The organism is Duganella sp. 1224, from assembly GCF_013408245.1.
In the GTDB taxonomy this organism is placed as follows: Bacteria; Pseudomonadota; Gammaproteobacteria; order Burkholderiales; family Burkholderiaceae_D; genus Rugamonas.
In genome coordinates, this window is sequence record NZ_JACBYS010000012.1 from 1 (window position 1) to 16,773 (window position 16,773).

The following is a 16,773-nucleotide window of genomic DNA, read 5'->3' on the forward strand; positions in this document are numbered from 1 at the left end:
TGGCGCGACATACTGCGGACTAATAAGTCGCACTTCGATGCCCATTGCCAGGAATTGCCGTCCCCAATGATGGGCTGAGCTGCAAGCTTCCATTGTGATGACACGAGGCTGCAACTTGCGCACCGCACCGAGCAACTCGGCGCGAAGCACCTTAGAGCCGTGCAATGCGTGGCCACGACGATCAGCATCATGCAGCTAGAACACTCGCTTGGCTAGATCAATCCCAAGAATAGCGATATTCATGGTAGACCTCCACACGTAAATTGGATGAAACGTTAGTTTGATCCGATTCGGTGGTGTCGGGTCCATCTCAGTAAATCAACAGAGTCCGATACGTAATCTTGCGGTAGCTAGATGAACGCATCGTATAGACGCATCGGTGATTCGGTTGGCTGAGCGCCCTAGCGAGCAGCTGGCCGGAAAAGGACCGGACACAAAGACTGCAGACCGCAAGAAACAAAAACGCCGATCTGCATGGATCGGCGTTTCGTTTGGTATGTTCTTGGTGGCCGGGGGCGGAATCGAACCACCGACACAAGGATTTTCAATCTTCGTATCGTGCCTGCTACTGCGCCACCAATTTGCCGGACCAAGGTTCTCCGCCGTCCGCCAGTTTGACATGACTCGTTGCCGATACGACCCAACGGCAAACCCGCCGACGCATTGCGTGGCGGTTCTGCCTGTCGATACCGGATTCCCTCAACAAACATGATGACCGCTCATGCCGCTCATTCCGCACGATAGACCGGTCAGGGACCGGCCAGTCTCGTTGCGTCTGGGGCCTGGGATGAGGTATCTTCTCGACGCGCGGATTCATCATCGCCCCATCCTTTACCGAGAACCACGCGGAAGACCGGCAAAAGACAATATCGGTGTCGCTTATTCATCAAGATCAAGCTGTTGCTGAGAACCGAATCTCTTTGCTACTTCTTTCTCATATATCGCGCTGGTTCTGGCATTTTGGGCGACGTCATAAATACGCCCAAGTTGAAAACGAAGTGCCTTGGCTCCTACGAGATTTAGGAATTGGAATAGCTTCGCATTCCGATCGCCCGACGAGCTTTTCGCCTCTCTCAACAAGGTCAGTAATTTTCCATCGCTTTTGGCTAAGGGATAGTACACGTGATTAAGTGTCAGATGCATATCCTTCCAAGAGCGTTGTGGGCGATGACCATAAAGGCGAGCCCACTCCATATAAAGCTCTGTTGGAAATTCACTTTCATATTTTTTTGCTTCGGCTTGCACAAATGCTTTGAAAGCCGATATGACCTCTTCTTTCGTACGGTCGTATCCGGATAATGCATAAACTAGGCCTTGAATCCCCGCCTTTGCAGAAGCGGCAACGATCACATGAGCTTGCGTTGCAAGGCTTAATTGCTGAGAATGTAATTTGCCATCGGTTTCAGCCTTGATGATTGCCTTGCAAAGATCAATCAAAATGGTAACGTCGTAACCATGCGTTTCGGATCTTGCCATAGAAGTCGCGCCGGGTATAACCCCCTGGAAAACAATGGGATTTTCAATCTTTTCAATAAGCTCCTGCCCGGCATATTCCGAGATGACTTTTCCTTTGATGAATGCAGTTAGTCGACTGCCGCTCTCGCCTTTAAACCCCAGGGCTAGGGCCATTCCACGTTTGCTGATAACGCCTGTTTTTCTTTCATCATTCAGCACGTAGCAGTCGACATCAATCCCAAATTCTTCCTTAAAGTTACCCATGTGGGTAGCTTGCAATGGTTTTTTCAAAGCATGCCGAGTATTTGCAGCTTTTCGAGCAATTTCTGAACGTTGCTCCGCAGTCAACTTCATACTACGAGCTATTCCGCCAAGCGCACGTCCAGTGACTTCTTTTTTAGTGGCCATTGCAAGCATCCTATAAAATTTAGATGCTTGCATCGTAAGCGGATTGCGAAAAAAATGCAAGCATTGGAGTTATTTTGATGCTTGCATTTAAGTGTCTGCCGTCGCAACGTGGCTGGATGGGCCCACCCCTTTTTTCGGGACGCCCTGGCGTGCTCAAACGAGCTGTTAGATATCTAGACTCATGGGATTATGTACCCATTCGTCGCTCGCCACTCTTTAAGACTCAGCACGTTTTGCGTACGCAAAATCGCCGCACGGGGCTAACAGGGCGAGTTGAGCCAGCTGCGTGCCTGCATGCGTAAACTGCGGCCAGTGCCAGTGCCATCGGCCGAGTCGGTGCGCTTCGGGACGGCGATGGGCGAGCCGCTGCGGGTCACTGGGTCGAGTTCCGCACGGGCAGCACGCCAATACACACCTTCTGCGTTACCTTGGACTTCCGGCGCGCCAGCTATGTCGAGTTCGTCAGTACCATGAAGGCCGGGGCCCTATTGCGAAGAAGAAAGGGAGAGAGTGATTGACAGTTGGACGATTCGGTCCAGACTACGCCGAACGACGCGGTTTGTTTTCGGGCACCGGACATGGACTGGACACAAGGACTGTGAATCCCAAAAACGACAACGCCCACTTGCATGAGTGGGCGTTGCGTGAGGTATGTTCTTGGTGGCCCGGGGCGGAATCGAACCACCGACACAAGGATTTTCAGTCCTCTGCTCTACCAACTGAGCTACCAGGCCAAGGGCCGCAATTATAGCGACCGGCGGCCGGGTTTGGCAAGGGTCTGCATCCATTTTATTGACAGCCCCATGACGCGGCGATAAATTTGATCATTTAGACAATCTGATCGAACAGGGGCGATATGAAGACGGCGGCTTGGTTGTTGGCGGGGTTGACGGCGGCGGGCGCCGCGCACGGGGCGGAGCTGACGCCGGTGCAGCGGCAGATGCGGGGCATCTATCAGGAGCTGGTGGAGACGAATACCACCAATTCGGTCGGCTCCTGCACCGTGGCCGCGCAGAAGATGGCCAAACGCCTGAAGGCTGGCGGCTTCAGGGGCAGCGAGCTGCAGATCATCGTGCCGCCCGGCGGTCCGCGCAAGGGCAACCTGGTGGCGCGCCTGAAGGGCGACGGCAGCAAGAAGCCGCTGCTGCTGCTGGCCCACATCGACGTGGTGGAGGCGCGGCGCGAGGATTGGGAGCGCGATCCGTTCAAGCTGGTGGAGGAGAACGGCATGTTTTACGCCCGCGGCGCCTCGGACGACAAGGCGATGGCGGCGGCCTTCGTCAACAACATGATCCTCTACAAGCAGGAGAAGCTGCCGCTGAAGCGCGACATCATCCTGGCGCTGACCTGCGACGAGGAGCTGGTGCCGTCGGCGTTTGACGGCGCCGAGTATCTGGTCAAGCATCATCGCGCGCTGATCGACGCCGAGATCGCGCTGAACGAGGGCGGCGGCGGCCTGCTGGACAAGGATGGCAAGCCGGTGCGCCATGGCATACAGGCCGGCGAAAAGATCTACCAGAGCTTCCAGCTGGAGGTGACCAATCCCGGCGGCCACAGTTCGGCGCCGTTCAGGGACAACGCGATTTATCACCTGGCCGAGGGCTTGTCGCGCCTCGGCCAGTTTTCCTTCCCGTTCAAGCTGTCGCCGGTGACGCGCGCGTACTACGAGCGCATGTCGCAGATCGAGAAGGGACAGGTGGCGGCGGACATGCAGGCGATCCTGCAGGATCCGCCGGACCAGGCGGCGCTGGATCGTTTATACGCGGTCAGCCCGGTGCACAATTCCACCGTGCGCACCACCTGCGTGGCGACCAAGGTGGAGGCCGGGCACGCCGACAACGCGCTGCCGCAGCGCGCGCGCGCCACGGTCAATTGCCGCATCCTGCCGGGCGAGCCGATCGCCGACGTGCAGGCCACGCTGCAGCGCGTGGTGGCCGATGACAAGATCAGGATCACGCGCATCGGCGATGGCGTCGATGGTCCGATGCCGCCGATGACGCCGGTGCTGATGAAGGCCGTGGAGGAGATCAGCAACGACATGTGGCCGGGCGTGCCGGTGGTGCCGACCATGTCGACCGGCGGCACCGATGGCCGCTTCCTCAACAACGCCGGCATCTGGACGTATGGCGTCAGCGGCATGTTCCATGGGCCGGAGGGCAGCGGCGCGCATGGGCTGAATGAGCATATCCGGGTGCAGTCGCTGTACGACGGCCAGGAGTACCTGTACCGTCTCGGCAAGCGGCTGGCGACGGAGTAAGCGCCGCTTAGTCGGGGACGATGATGCGCCAGCGCCAGGGCTTGATCACCGCCTGCCCCGGATCGCCGGCCAGCTTGTACTTCTGCGGCTGGCCGGTGACGTTGACGATCACGCGCACGTTGTTGGCGCCCTGCTGGCGCTTGAAGGCGAACAGCTGCTCGTTGCCCACATCCAGCAGCTGCACCGCGCCGCCGGCCGCGCCGTTCCACAGCGCCGGGTTCTGCTTCTTCAGCCCATTCAGGCCGGCGAAGAAGCCTTCCAGCTCGTAGTTCTTCCAGTCGATCGGATCCTTCTCGAAGAACTCCAGCTTCTTGTCCAGCCGCGATTCCTGGCCGTTGTAGATCAGCGGGATGCCGGGCAGCGTGTAGCTCAGCACCGCCATCGCGCCCCAGGCCGGGCCATACAGGTCCTTGTCCGCGCCTTCCCACGAGTTGATGTCGTGGTTGTTGGTGAACTGCAGGCGGTAGGCGTCGCGCGGGAAGGCTTTCGGCGGATTGGTCACGTAGTCGCGCAGTTCGGCGGCGCCGGCCTGGCCCTTGCCGATCTTTTTCATGATGCTGTTCAGCGGCCAGTCGTAGCTGGCGTCGAAGGCCTTGTCGTGCAGCGCCGGCTCGTTCCACTCGGCCAGCATGAACACCGGCTTGATCTTGTCCAGCTGCGCGCGCGCCTGGTCCCAGAACGCGGTCGGCACCAGGCCGGCGGCGTCGGCGCGGAAGCCGTCGACGCCCACGTCCTTGACCCAGAACGCCATGGCGTCGGTCATGCCCTTCCACAGGTCCTTGTTGTCGTAGTCCAGGCCGACGACGTCGGTCCATTCCTCGGTGCCGCCGGCGTCGTTCTTGAAGGTGACCGAGTAGATTTCGCCCTGGTCGTTCTTCTTGTACCAGTCCGGGTGCTGCTGCACCCACGGGTTGTCCCAGGCCGTGTGGTTGCCGACCCAGTCGAGGATGACGTGCATGCCCAGCGCGTGCGCCTGTTTGACCAGCTTGCGCAGGTCGTCGATGGTGCCGTAGTCCGGGTTGACGGCGGTGTAGTCGGCCACCGCGTAGTAGCTGCCCAGCGTACCCTTGTGGTTCTTCTGGCCGATCGGGTGGATCGGCATCAGCCAGACGATGTCCACGCCCATCTGCTTGAGGCGCGGCAGGCTGGCGGTGACGGCGTTCAGCGTGCCTTCCTTGCTGAACTGGCGCGTGTTCACTTCGTACACGTTGGCGCTGCGCGACCACGCCGGGTGTTTCGGCTCGGCGTGGGCGGCGGTGAATAACGTCGCCAGGATCAGCGAGGCGGCAAGCTTTTTCATAGGTTCCCTTATTTCAGCGTGCGTTCAAACAGTTGGTAGATGCGGCGGTATTCGTCGTACCACGATTCCGGATGGACGAAGCCGTGGCGCTCCAGCGGATACGGCGCCAGTTCCCAGTGGTCCTTTTTCAGTTCGATCAGGCGCTGGGCCATGCGCACCGAGTCCTGGAAGAAGACGTTGTCGTCGATCATGCCGTGGGCGATCAGCAGGTTGCCTTTCAGCTGGTCGGCGTATTCGATCGGCGACGAGACCTTGTACGCTTGCGGGTCCAGTTCCGGCGTGTTGAGGATGTTGGCGGTGTATTCGTGGTTGTAGGTGGTCCAGTCGGTGACGGGACGCAGCGCGGCGCCGGACTTGAACTGGTCCGGCGCGCGCAGCAGCGCCATGAAGGTCATGAAGCCGCCGTAGCTGCCGCCGTAGATGCCGACGTTGCTGGCGTCGCCCTGCTGGTTGGCCACCATCCAGTTCAGGCCATCGATGTAGTCTTCCAGTTCCGGGTGGCCCATCTGGCGGTAGATGGCGGTGCGCCAGTTGCGGCCATAGCCGAGCGAGGCGCGGTAGTCCATGTCCAGCACGATGTAGCCCTTCTGCACCAGCAGGTTGTGGAACATCTGCTCGCGGAAGTAGACCGGGTAACGGCGGGTGACGTTTTGCAGGTAGCCGGCGCCGTGCACGAACATCACGACCGGATACTTCTTGCCCGGTTCCAGCGTGGCCGGGCGGTACAGCTTGGCCCACACCGGGTCGGCGCCGTGGGTCGACGGCACCGGCACGATCTGCGGCTCGATCCATGCGCGCGCCTTGTAGTCGGCGGTGCGGGTGTCGGTCAGCTGGGTGAGCTTGCCGCCGCTGGCGCTGACGGTGCCGATCTGCGCCGGCATGTAGGCGGTGGAGTAGCGCACCAGCAGCTTGCGGCCGTCCGGCGACAGCGCAAAGCTTTCGACGCCGCCCAGCGCGGTCAGTTCCTTCAGGGCGCCGTCCTTGGTGTTGGTCGAGCAGACTTCATAGGTGCCGGGCAGCTTGGGATTGCACAGGAAGTAGACGGTCTGGCCGTCGCTGGACCAGGTGACGTTGGACTCTTCCCATTTGCCCGAGGTGAGCGCGCGCGCCTTGCCGTCGGCGCCTTGCAGGTACAGGTGCGCGTAGCCGCTTTCTTCGGATTCGTACCACAGGGTGCTGTTGTCCGGCTGCCAGCCAAAGTCGTTGCCGCGGTTGTTGACCCAGGCGGCGTCGCTCAGGCGGTGCAGCGGTTTCAGTTTGGCGGCGCCCAGGTCGACGGCGGCGATCCAGCGGTCCTTGTTGTCGATGGCCTGCGCCATGACGGCCACGCGGGCGCCGTTGGCGCTCCAGCGGATCGATTCCTCGCGGCCTTCGAAGCGCACCGCGCGGTTGCCCTTGAGCGGGTCGAGTTTCTGGGCGGCGCGCATGGCGGCCAGCGGATCGTCCTTGATGCCGGGCAGGTCGTCCAGCGACAGCTCGCTCACCTTGCGCGTGGCCACGTCCACCAGTTTCAGGCTGTGCGGCGGCGGGCCGGCGTCGCTGACGCGCTTGCGCTCGTCGTCGCTTTCCTCGTAGCCGGATTCGGTGACGTACTTTGGCATCTTGCCGACGCGGCGCTTGTCGCCGTCCTTGGCGGCGGTGACCACCAGCAGGTAGCGGCCGTCCGGCGACAGCGCGCTGGTTTCGATGGTGACCTTGTCGCCCAGGTAGATCGGCAGCGGCGCACGGGTGGCGTCGGCGGCGCGCTCGGCGTTGCGCTGGTCGCGCGTGTCGTCCTTGTCCTTTTTGACCTGCGCCAGCGTGGCGATGAGGCGCAATTGCATGTCGCGGCGGAAGTCGGCGTCCGGCACGGCGTCGGGATCCTTGGCGGTGCGCAGTAGGGCCACCGGTGCCACCAGGCGCTCGGCGCGGCTCCAGCTGAACCAGTCGCTGCCCACGCGGAACTGCACGTGGTTGCCGTCGGCGGCGTATTGCGCGTCCGACGCCGGCGTGGTGCCGCGCACGATCTGCGTCAGCGCGCCGGTTTTCAGGTCGCGCTCAAACAGGTCGCCGTTGCGCAGCAGGATGGCGCGGGTGCGTTCGCGGTTGTAGACCGGGTCGGCACTATCGAGGTTGGCTAGCTGTTTTTCGTCCACCTTCGTCGCGGCGGCGCCGTTGATCTGCCAGGTGTCGCGCACGGCGGAACCGGTGCGTTTCTGCTTGAAGTAGACCTGGCGGCTGTCCCAGCCCCACCATGCCGACTCCACCGGGTTGCCGATCCAGTCTGGATTGGCCATGGCTTGGTCGAGGGTGATGGGCGTGGGGGCTGCGGAGGCGCTGGCCGCGAGGGCGGTCGCTAAAAGAGGCAATACAAAACGCATCGATAGTGTCGCTTACAGGTTGGTGGAGGGGAGCGCCGGATCGCGGCACGTCCCCGATTCTAGCCCAACCATTAATTGCGGGCTATCTTGTCGGTTTGGCCATGGCCGGCGCTGGGGCCGCCGTGGCGCGGCGCCAGCTTCAGCGCCCACAGCAGGATGGCGCCGGCGGCGAGGTAGAGGACGATCAGGCCGGCCAGCATGGCGGCGCTGTCGCCCCAGGCCAGCATGCGTTCGCTGAGCGGCGGGCCGAAGGCGCCGCCCAGCAGGCCAAAGCTGCCCACCAGCGCGATGCCGGTGGCGGCGCGCTGGCGATTGAGCATGGCGGTGAGGATGGCCACCAGCAGCGGCGAGCCGGCGGCAATGCCGGCCGAGGCCAGCGCCAGCCCGCCCAGCGCCCACGGCAGATGGTTTTCGGCGGCGATGGCGAAGCCCAGGCCGCCGGCGGCCAGCACCATGCAGGCGATGAAGTGGCCGCGCCGCTCGCGCCGGCGGTCGGAGTCGTAGCCGATCAGGATCATGCCGATCACGCCGGCCAGGTTGGGGATCACGGCCAGCAGGCCAAGCTGCATGTGGCTGCCGGCGCCCCAGCGCTGCATCAGCGTCGGCGACCAGAACACCAGCGCGTAGCTGGCGCCCATCAGCAGCAGGTTGGCGAGCGCCAGCAGCGCGATCGACGGCTGGCGCAGCAGCGACCAGAGGGTGGCCAGGACGGAGGGCGGCTCGGCGTCGTTGGCGCGCGCCGCGTTGCCGTCGTCGCCGCTGCCGTCGCCGCCGCTGGCGTGGAGCGCCTGCTCGTCGCGCTCCAGGTCCTGCGCGATCATCTGCTGCTCGAACGACGACAGCCAGCGCGCGTCCTCCGGCTTGTCGTCCAGGTGGAACCAGGCGGCGATGCCGAGCAGCGCGGCCGGCAGCCCTTGCATCACCAGCATCCATTGCCAGCCCTGCAGGCCGCCGTACTGGTGCAGGTACTGCAGCGTGGCGCCGCACAGCGGGCCGGCCACCACGCCGGCCATCAGCGCGGCCGAGGCGAACAGCGCGATCACGCGCGCGCGCCGCGCCGCCGGGTACCAGTAAGTCAGGTAGAGGATCACGCCGGGAAAGAAGCCGGCTTCGAACACGCCGAGCAGGAAACGCACGATGTAGAACTCCACCGGCTCGCGCACGAAGGCGCCGGCGGCGGCGGTCAGGCCCCAGCACAGCATGATGCGCAGCAGCGTCTTGCGCGCGCCGATTTTTTCCAGCAGCAGGTTGCTGGGGATCTCGCACAGGCAGTAGCCGAGGAAGAAGATGCCGGCGCCCCAGGCGTACACCTGGTTGCTGAAATCGAGGTCGGCGCCCATCTGCAGCTTGGCGTAGCTGACGTTGACGCGGTCCAGATAGGCCACGCCGTAGCACAGCATCAGCAGCGGCAGCAGGCGCCAGCTGATCTTGCGGTAGATGGCATCCATGCCGGCGGCGCCGCGCAGATGCAGGATCTTGGCGCCGTGGCTCATGATGCGAGTGCCCTTTGCGATTTCTGTTCGACCTTCCAGTGCGGCCGGCGCGCGCGCAGCGTGAAGCGCTCGCGGTAGACGCTGGGGTTCATGCCGGTGGCTTGCTGGAACAGGCGGCGGAACGAGCCGGCGTCGGCGTAGCCGCAGGCGGAGGCGATGGTGTGGAAGTTGTGCAGCGAGACTTCCATCATCACCTTGGCGCGCTCCACGCGCAGCTTGTGCAGGTATTCCAGCGGCGTCATGCCGACCGCCTGGCGGAAGTGGCGCAGCAGCGTGCGTTCGCTGGTGGCGGCGGCGGCGGCCAGCGCCTGCAGGTTGTAGGGCTGTTCGAGATTGGCCTGCAGCCACTGGGTGGCGCGGTACACCGGGCTGTCCGAGGTGGGCGTGAGCCACACGCCGCTCAGTTCCGAGGTGATCTGCTGGCGGCGCTGCTGGTACTGCAGCACTTGCAGGCAGCCTTCCATCAGGTCCGGGTCGAGCAGGCGGCCCAGCAGCGCGGCGATGAATTCGGTTTGCAGGCCGGGCGCCGCGCAGGTCGACACGCGCTCGTGGAAGGACATCGGTTCGTCGGTGCTGAAGTCGCCGTCGGGGAAGTGCAACTTCATCCACGACTGGTAGGCCCATGGCGGCGCGCAGCGGGCGCCGGTCAGCAGGCCGAGACGCGCCGGGAACACCATGCCGGTGAAGCAGGCGGCGATCAGGCCGCCGCGCAGCGCGTGGTCGTGCAACAGTTGCAGCACGTCGGGATGGCGTTCGGCGATTTCGCCCAGGTGCGGGGCGTTGCGCGCGGCCAGGCCGGGGACGACCATCAGCGTGCGTTGCGCCGGCGGCGCCTGTGGCGGCAGGCGCTGCGTGCCGGGCATGGCGCCGGCGTTGATGGGCGACTCGACGCCGGGCGGGGTGATGAGGCGCCACGTCAGCGGCGGCTGGTGCTGCGGTTTGCGCAGTTGCAGTATCCCCGCCGCCACATTCAGCACGTCGATGGCGGCAAATACATTGCCCGGCATGGCTTCCGGCAGCCATAGCAGCTGCACGTCGAGCGGCGCAATGTCGGTGGCGGGATTGGTCTGCATATTGGCGATATTAGCCGCACGATATTGCTTAGGCAAGCTTTAGAATCGTTCGCAAGAACTCAAAACAACAGTGTCCAAAAAGGGCCGCGCGGCGTTGCGCCACGCACCATTCTGGCGCACTTTTTTTACATGGATTGCATTGTATGTTGAAGCGACTTTTGTATGCCGCACTGCTGGCGATCGCCATCATCGTCGCGGTGGTGGTGTGGAATACCTTGCGCCTGACGTCGCGCCAGATCGCGGTCCAACCGCTTGCGCCGCTGGCGCTGGCGCGCGACGCGGTGGCGGCGCGGCTGGCCGGCGCGCTGACCTTCCGCACGATTTCGGATGCGGCGTCGGGCGACATCAACGCCGGCGAGTTCGTGCGCATGCAGGCTTACCTGGAGCAGGCCTTCCCCCGGTTGCACGCGACGCTGAAGCGGGAGATGATCGGCCACAGCATGCTGTTCACCTGGCAGGGCAGCGATCCGCAGGCCAGGCCGGTGATGTGGCTGGCGCACCAGGACGTGGTGCCGGTGGCGCCGGGCACCGAGGCCAACTGGCAGCAGCCGCCGTTCGATGGCGTGGTAAAGGACGGCTTTGTGTGGGGCCGCGGCGCGTGGGACGACAAGGGCAGCCTGGTGGCGCAGATGGAGGCGGTGGAGACGCTGCTGGCGTCGGGCTATCAGCCGCGCGCCACCCTCTATCTCGGCTTTGGCGCGGACGAGGAGGTCGGCGGCCGGCGCGGCGCGGTGGAAATCGCCCGGCTGCTGAAGTCGCGCGGCGTGCAGCTGGATTATGTGCTGGACGAGGGCATGCTGGTCACCGAGGGCATCATGGCCGGCGTCAGCAAGCCGGTGGCGCTGATCGGCGTGGCGGAGAAGGGTTATGCCAGCGTGAATCTGGAAGTGACCACGGCGCCGGGCCATTCGTCGATGCCGCCGCAGAAGACCGCCATCGGCATGATGAGCGCCGCGCTGACGGAACTGGAGCGCCAGCAGATGCCGGCGCAGTTGAGCGGCGTGGCGCGCGATGCCTTTGACATCATCGCGCCGGAGATGCAGGGCATGAACCGCGTGGCGCTGTCCAATCTGTGGCTGTTCGGGCCGGTGGTGAAGAAGCAGCTGGAGCAGGCCGCCGGCACCAACGCGGTGCTGCGCACCACCACCGCGCTGACCGTGGTCCACGCGGGCAACAAGGACAATGTGCTGCCCGGCCGCGCGGATGCGGTGGTCAACTTCCGCATCCGCCCCGGCGACAGCATCGGCGGCGTGATGGACCACGTGCGGCAGACCGTCAACAACGACGCCGTGCACGCGCATCTGGATGCGGGAGCGTCCGAGCCTTCGCCGGTGTCGCCGATCGATTCGCCGCAGTATGCGCTGATCAACCGCACCATCCGCGAGGTGTTCAGCGACGCGGTGGTAGCGCCGGGCATCGTCATCGGCGCCACCGATGCGCGCCATTACAAGGACGTCAGCGACCATGTGTACCGCTTTTCGCCGGTGCGCGCCGGGCCGGAGGATCTGCCGCGCTTCCACGGCACCAATGAACGCATCGGCATCAACAATTATCTGGAAGCGGTCCGCTTCTATGTGCAACTGGCCAGGAACGGGAAATGAAGAAACTGATACTTGCGGTACTGTTGGGCAGCGCCTTGCATGGCGCGATGGCGGCCGATCAGGCCTTGCTGGCGGCGGCGCGCGACCAGCAAACGCCGTTGCTGGCGACGCTGAAGGAGCTGGTGCTGATCGAATCCGGCAGCAGCGACACGGCGGGCGTGGCGCGCGTGGCCGATTTGGGCGAACGCCGCCTGAAGGCGCTGGGCGCGGCGGTGGAGCGCAAGGATGGCAGCGTGACCGGCCGCTTCAGCGGCACGGGCCGCAAGCGCATCCTGCTGATCGCGCACATGGACACCGTGTACCAGCCGGGCATCCTGGCCACCCAGCCTTACCGCGTGGACGGCAACCGCGTGTACGGCCCGGGCATCGCCGACGACAAGAGCGGCATCGCGGTGATCCTGCACACCATCGAATTGCTGCATGCGCGCGGCTGGCGCGATTACGCGCAGCTGACGGTGATCTTCAATCCGGACGAGGAAGTCGGCTCGCGCCTGTCCGGCGAGTTGATCGCCAACGAGGCGGCGCGGCATGACTTCGTGTTTTCCTGCGAGCCGAATGGCGCGCAGATGGAGGGCATCCTGCTCAGCGCCAGCGGCATCGCCACCGCCACCATGACGGTGCAGGGCCGCGCCGCGCACGCCGGCGTGGCGCCGCAAAGCGGGCGCAATGCGCTGATCGAGCTGTCGCACCAGTTGCTGCAGACGCGCGACCTCAACGTGCCGGGCGCGCAGCTGAACTGGACGCGCGCCAGCGCCGGCCTGGTGACCAACCAGATTCCCGCCAGCGCCAGCGCGCAGGGCGATGTGCGCCTGAGCGCGGCCGATGGCGCGCAGCGCCTGCAGCAGGCGCTGCGCGAGAAGGTGGCGACGCCGCTGGTGGCCGATACCGTCACCAGCGTGGCGATCGAGCCGGGACGGCCGCCGTTCATTGCCACCGACGCGGCGCGCGCGTGGGCGGCCAGGGCGCAGGCGATTTATGCCGAGATCGATCGCAAGCTGGCGCTGTATCCGGGCACCGGCGGCGGCACCGACGCCGGCTACGCCAGCCGCTCCGGCAAGGCCATCGTGCTGGAGGCGTTCGGCCTGGCCGGCGATGGCGTGCATGGCAAGGATGAATACATCACCGTCGATTCCATCGTGCCGCGGCTGTATCTGCTCAGCCGCATGATGCAGGAAGCCGGCGCTTCCCAGTAACGCTTCACACATAACGGCAGCGTTGACCGGACGGCCCGCAAGCCGCCCGGCGGGGACTGTTGCACTCAAAAAAACCAACCAAGGGAGTAGGCATGATGAAGGAAACCGTATTGGCGCAGGCGTTGCGCGTGATGTTTGCCGGCGGGCTGGCGGCGCTGGTGGCGCCGGCGCTGGCGCAGGAGGACGGCGACAAGATGCATCGGGTGGAGGTGACCGGGTCGTCGGTCAAGCGCGCCGATTCGGAGACCGCGCTGCCGGTGCAGATGATCAGCAAGCAGGATATCCAGCGCATCGGCGCCACCAGCACCGAGAGCCTGCTGGCGTCGATCGCGGCGCTGTCGTCGGCGGGGGCGACGTCGAACGCGGCGGGGGCGTCCAGCGGCACCTTCGGGCTGTCGGCGATTTCGCTGCGCGGCCTGGGCGCGGAGCGCACGCTGGTGCTGGTCAATGGCCGGCGGCTGGCGGCCTTCGCCGGCGGCGGCGGCGCGGCGGTCAACGTCAATGTGATCCCGCTGGCGGCCATCGAGCGCATCGAGGTGCTGAAGGATGGCGCGTCCGGCGTCTACGGCAGCGACGCGGTGGCGGGCGTGGTCAACTTCATCCTGTCGAAGAGCTTCGAGGGGCTGGAGCTGGGCGCCGGCAGCGGTTCGCCGACCACGCATGGCGGCGCGCAGAACCACAAGGCGTCGCTCACCGGCGGCCTGGGCAACCTGGAGCGCGATGGTTACAGCGCGGTGTTGTCGGCGTCGTGGGAGAAGGAGAAGGCGCTGTTCGGGCGCGACCGCGATTACGCGCAGTCGGGCAACAACGCGCCGTATTATGTGTCCGGCGCCACCGGGCAGGGCAATATCGAGGGCGTGGTGGTCCCGGGCGCGTATCCGAACGACCGCGGCGCCGGCTTTGGCGCCTCGCCGGCCACCGGCTACGGCAATCCGCTGGCGGCGCAGGGCCAGTGCGCGGAGATCCAGATGTTCCGGAATCCGACCTTGAGCAGCAAGGGCGCGCCGTACTGCGCCTACGACAGCGCGTCGGCCACCAACCTGATCCCGGCGCGCGAGCTGGGCAACCTGACCGGCAACCTGGCGTACAAGGTCAACGACGCGCACCAGCTGTTCGCCGACGCGCTGCTGTCGCGCAGCGTGGTGACCAACACCATCCAGACCAGCCCGGTGCGGCGCAGCTTCCTGGTGGTGGACAGCGCGTTCACGCAGCAGCAGGTCGATCCGTCGCTGATCCTGTATCCGAGCAATCCGGTGTACCAGTCGCTGGTGGTGCCGTATCTGACCAGGCAGGGCTTCACGTCCATCATCGGCCAGCCGCTGGCGATCACCAGCCGCGTGTTCGACTTTGGCCCGCGCCAGTCGCGCGACGTGGCGACGCAGTCGCGCGTGGTCGGCGGCGCGCGCGGCACGGTGTGGGGCCAGGATTACGAGGTGGCGTTTACCGCCAACCGCAGCAAGGTGTCCGGCGCGCTGCCGTCCGGCTATTTCCTGCAGGTGGAGTACGCCAAGATCATCAACGACCCGGCCAACAACTGGAATCCGTGGGCGCCGGGCGGCGTGCAGACCGGCGCGCTGGCCGACAAGCTGAAGGCCGCCCAGTACACCGGCAAGACCATCGATGCCTGGTCGGACAGTGATCTGGTCGACAGCAAGCTCACCGGCGACCTGTTCACCATCGATGGCCGCGCGGTGCAGTACGCGGCGGGCGCGCAGGCGCGCCACGAGACCTACAAGGTGACGCCCAGCGCGGCGATCCTGAGCGGCGACGTCGGCGGCGCCGGCGGCGCGCTGGCGGCGGTCGATCGCAGCCGCACCATCCGCTCGGTGTTCGGCGAGATCAACGCGCCGCTGCTGTCGACGCTGGAGGCCAATGTGGCGTTGCGCAACGACCATTACAACGACGTCGGCACGTCGACCAACTACAAGGCCAGCCTGCGCTGGCAGCCGCTGCGCAGCCTGCTGCTGCGCGGCTCGGTGGGCAGCGGCTTCCGCGCGCCGACGCTGGACGACCTGTGGACGCCGCAGGTGCTGGGCACCACGGTGGCCTTCAGCGATCCGCAGACCGGCCAGAGTTCATTGCAGGTGAATGGCCTCACCGGCGGCAATCCCAAGCTGAAGCCGGAAGAGTCGCGCCAGGCGTCGCTGGGCGTGGTGTGGTCGCCGGCCAGCTGGCTGAACGCCGGCGTGGACTGGTTCCGCATCAAGGTCAGCGACATCCTGGCGACGCCGTCGGCGCAGGAGGTGGTGTCGCGCTTCCGCGCCGGCGATCCGGCGTATGCCGGCCTGGTGGTCCTGAACGGCAACGACATCGACCTGGTGAAGACGGTGCTGGCCAACACCGGCAACGCCACGGTGCAGGGCGCGGACGTGTTCATCACCGGCCGCCAGGCGTTCGGGCCCGGCAAGCTGGAGCTGGCGCTGAACGGCACCTACATGGACAAGTTCGACCAGACCAGCCCGGGCGGCGTGGTGTCGCACAAGGTGGGCACGCTGGTGGACGGCAAGGGCACGGCGGTGATCGGCGCCGACGCCGGCGGCGTGGTGCTGCGCTGGAAGCACACGCTGAGCGCGACCTGGACGCAGGGCGCGCTGGCCACCACGCTGATCCAGAACTACCGGGCGCGCTACGAGGCGGCGCACAACCTGCTCAACCAGCGGGTGTTCATGGGGGCCGAGGCGACCTATGACGCCAACCTGGCGTGGCGCGGGCTGAAGAACACCACGCTGACGCTGGGCGTGCGCAATCTGTTCGACCGCCAGCCGCAGACGTTTGTGCCGATCGCCGCGCAGTTCCAGTATGGCTATGACGTCAGCACCTACGACCCGCGCGGGCGCTTCGTCTACGTCAACGCCAGCTACGCCTTCCGCTAGGCGGTGGCGGCGCCCGGGTAGATGCGGCTGCGCACCGGCCGCAGTTCCGGGCGCGAGGCGGCGTGGTCGTCGTCCTGCGCCAGGAACTTGCTGCCGATTTCAAACCATTCTTCGCTGGAGATGACTTTCTGCGCCAGCGGCAGCAGTTCCTGCTCCTCCTTGTCGAGGCGCTTGAGCAGGTTCTGGCAATACAGGTCGACCGTCTTGCACAGGAACTTGCCGTGCGAGGCGCTGCGGCGCATGGCGCGGCGCAGGCAGCGGTAGACGGCGTTGAGCATGGCGCTGCCGCGCCGGCTCAGGCATTCGAGGTCGTTCAGCAGCGGCGTGCTGCTGGGCTCGGCCGCGCGCACCGCCGGCATCAGGCAGGCTTCCACCTTGCGCTGGTGGCGCGCCTCGGCAAAGCTGGTCAGCTGCTGGAGTTGTGATTCGAGGAACACCGGATCGATTTCCTGCGGCCGGCGCGCGCTCGCCTGCACGTATTGCAGCAGGCGCGAGATGAAGTGACGTTCTTTTTTTTGCTCGATAGACAGTGTCAACAAGACATAGGTGGCAGTAAGCATAGCGTTTCCCGTATTTCCGTATGACGTCGGCTGCGCGGAGGTCGTCGCAGAGGAGCCGACACGCCCGAGGTTCAAGCTGCTACCTTAGCGCGATCAACGGGCTCATACAACGCCGATTTACAATTGTTCACAACTGCTTGTGAGGCAATACAAAGCGAAGCATTACCGGCGGGGAAAACGAATTGCGCGCACGTCAAGCC

Annotated in this window: 10 protein-coding genes, 1 tRNA gene and 1 pseudogene; 4 read left to right on the forward strand and 8 right to left on the reverse strand. The window is 65.0% G+C overall.

Annotated elements, in window-relative coordinates; translation table 11 throughout:
- From FHW58_RS26600 to FHW58_RS26610, 3 genes and pseudogenes are all read right to left on the reverse strand, one after another.
- Window positions 1–195: pseudogene (locus FHW58_RS26600) on the reverse strand (IS110 family transposase); the annotation flags it as partial.
- A 684-nt stretch (window positions 196–879) separates the two neighbouring features.
- Window positions 880–1,863, reverse strand: a complete 984-nt coding sequence (locus FHW58_RS26605) for a P63C domain-containing protein (RefSeq protein ID WP_179676211.1) — start codon at window positions 1,861–1,863, stop codon at window positions 880–882.
- A gap of 658 nt (window positions 1,864–2,521) precedes the next feature.
- Window positions 2,522–2,597, reverse strand: a tRNA-Phe gene (locus tag FHW58_RS26610).
- 122 nt (window positions 2,598–2,719) lie between these two features.
- Between FHW58_RS26610 and FHW58_RS26615 the strand changes: the two genes are divergently transcribed.
- Window positions 2,720–4,120: a M20/M25/M40 family metallo-hydrolase gene (locus FHW58_RS26615; protein ID WP_179676212.1), complete on the forward strand. Its 1,401-nt coding sequence runs from the start codon at window positions 2,720–2,722 to the stop codon at window positions 4,118–4,120.
- Window positions 4,121–4,127: 7 nt separating this feature from the next.
- On the opposite strand, the gene FHW58_RS26620 is transcribed toward FHW58_RS26615, so the two are convergent.
- The 4 genes from FHW58_RS26620 to FHW58_RS26635 all read right to left on the reverse strand — a co-directional run bounded on the left by FHW58_RS26620 (window position 4,128) and on the right by FHW58_RS26635 (window position 10,346).
- Window positions 4,128–5,420: an alpha-amylase family glycosyl hydrolase gene (locus FHW58_RS26620; protein WP_179676213.1), complete on the reverse strand. Its 1,293-nt coding sequence runs from the start codon at window positions 5,418–5,420 to the stop codon at window positions 4,128–4,130.
- 8 nt (window positions 5,421–5,428) lie between these two features.
- Complete coding sequence (locus FHW58_RS26625) at window positions 5,429–7,780, reverse strand: S9 family peptidase (protein WP_179676214.1); 2,352 nt, start codon at window positions 7,778–7,780, stop codon at window positions 5,429–5,431.
- A gap of 71 nt (window positions 7,781–7,851) precedes the next feature.
- A complete protein-coding gene (locus tag FHW58_RS26630; protein WP_179676215.1) occupies window positions 7,852–9,273 on the reverse strand; it encodes an MFS transporter in 1,422 nt (473 codons plus the stop codon).
- The gene (locus FHW58_RS26635) at window positions 9,270–10,346 is read right to left on the reverse strand and encodes a GlxA family transcriptional regulator (RefSeq protein ID WP_179676216.1); all 1,077 of its coding nucleotides are present in this window, start codon (window positions 10,344–10,346) and stop codon (window positions 9,270–9,272) included. Before FHW58_RS26635 ends, FHW58_RS26630 begins: the two co-directional genes overlap by 4 nt.
- 143 nt (window positions 10,347–10,489) lie before the next feature.
- On the opposite strand from FHW58_RS26635, the gene FHW58_RS26640 reads away from it, so the two are divergent.
- The 3 genes from FHW58_RS26640 (at window position 10,490) to FHW58_RS26650 (ending at window position 16,013) form a co-directional block, all read left to right on the forward strand.
- The gene (locus FHW58_RS26640) at window positions 10,490–11,947 is read left to right on the forward strand and encodes a M20 family peptidase (protein WP_179676217.1); all 1,458 of its coding nucleotides are present in this window, start codon (window positions 10,490–10,492) and stop codon (window positions 11,945–11,947) included.
- Window positions 11,944–13,140 (forward strand): glutamate carboxypeptidase, encoded by a 1,197-nt coding sequence (locus tag FHW58_RS26645; RefSeq protein WP_179676218.1) that lies wholly within the window; start codon window positions 11,944–11,946, stop codon window positions 13,138–13,140. The genes FHW58_RS26640 and FHW58_RS26645 overlap by 4 nt, the downstream gene beginning before the upstream one ends.
- Before the next feature lie 92 nt (window positions 13,141–13,232).
- Window positions 13,233–16,013, forward strand: coding sequence for a TonB-dependent receptor (locus FHW58_RS26650; RefSeq protein WP_179676219.1), 2,781 nt, complete (start codon window positions 13,233–13,235; stop codon window positions 16,011–16,013).
- Here the strand turns inward: FHW58_RS26650 and FHW58_RS26655 are convergent.
- Window positions 16,010–16,573 carry a hypothetical protein gene (locus FHW58_RS26655; protein ID WP_179676220.1) on the reverse strand — a complete coding sequence of 188 codons (564 nt, stop codon included), beginning with the start codon at window positions 16,571–16,573 and terminating at the stop codon, window positions 16,010–16,012. The two genes, FHW58_RS26650 and FHW58_RS26655, sit on opposite strands and share 4 nt — an antisense overlap.
- Between the last annotated feature and the right edge of the window lie 200 nt (window positions 16,574–16,773).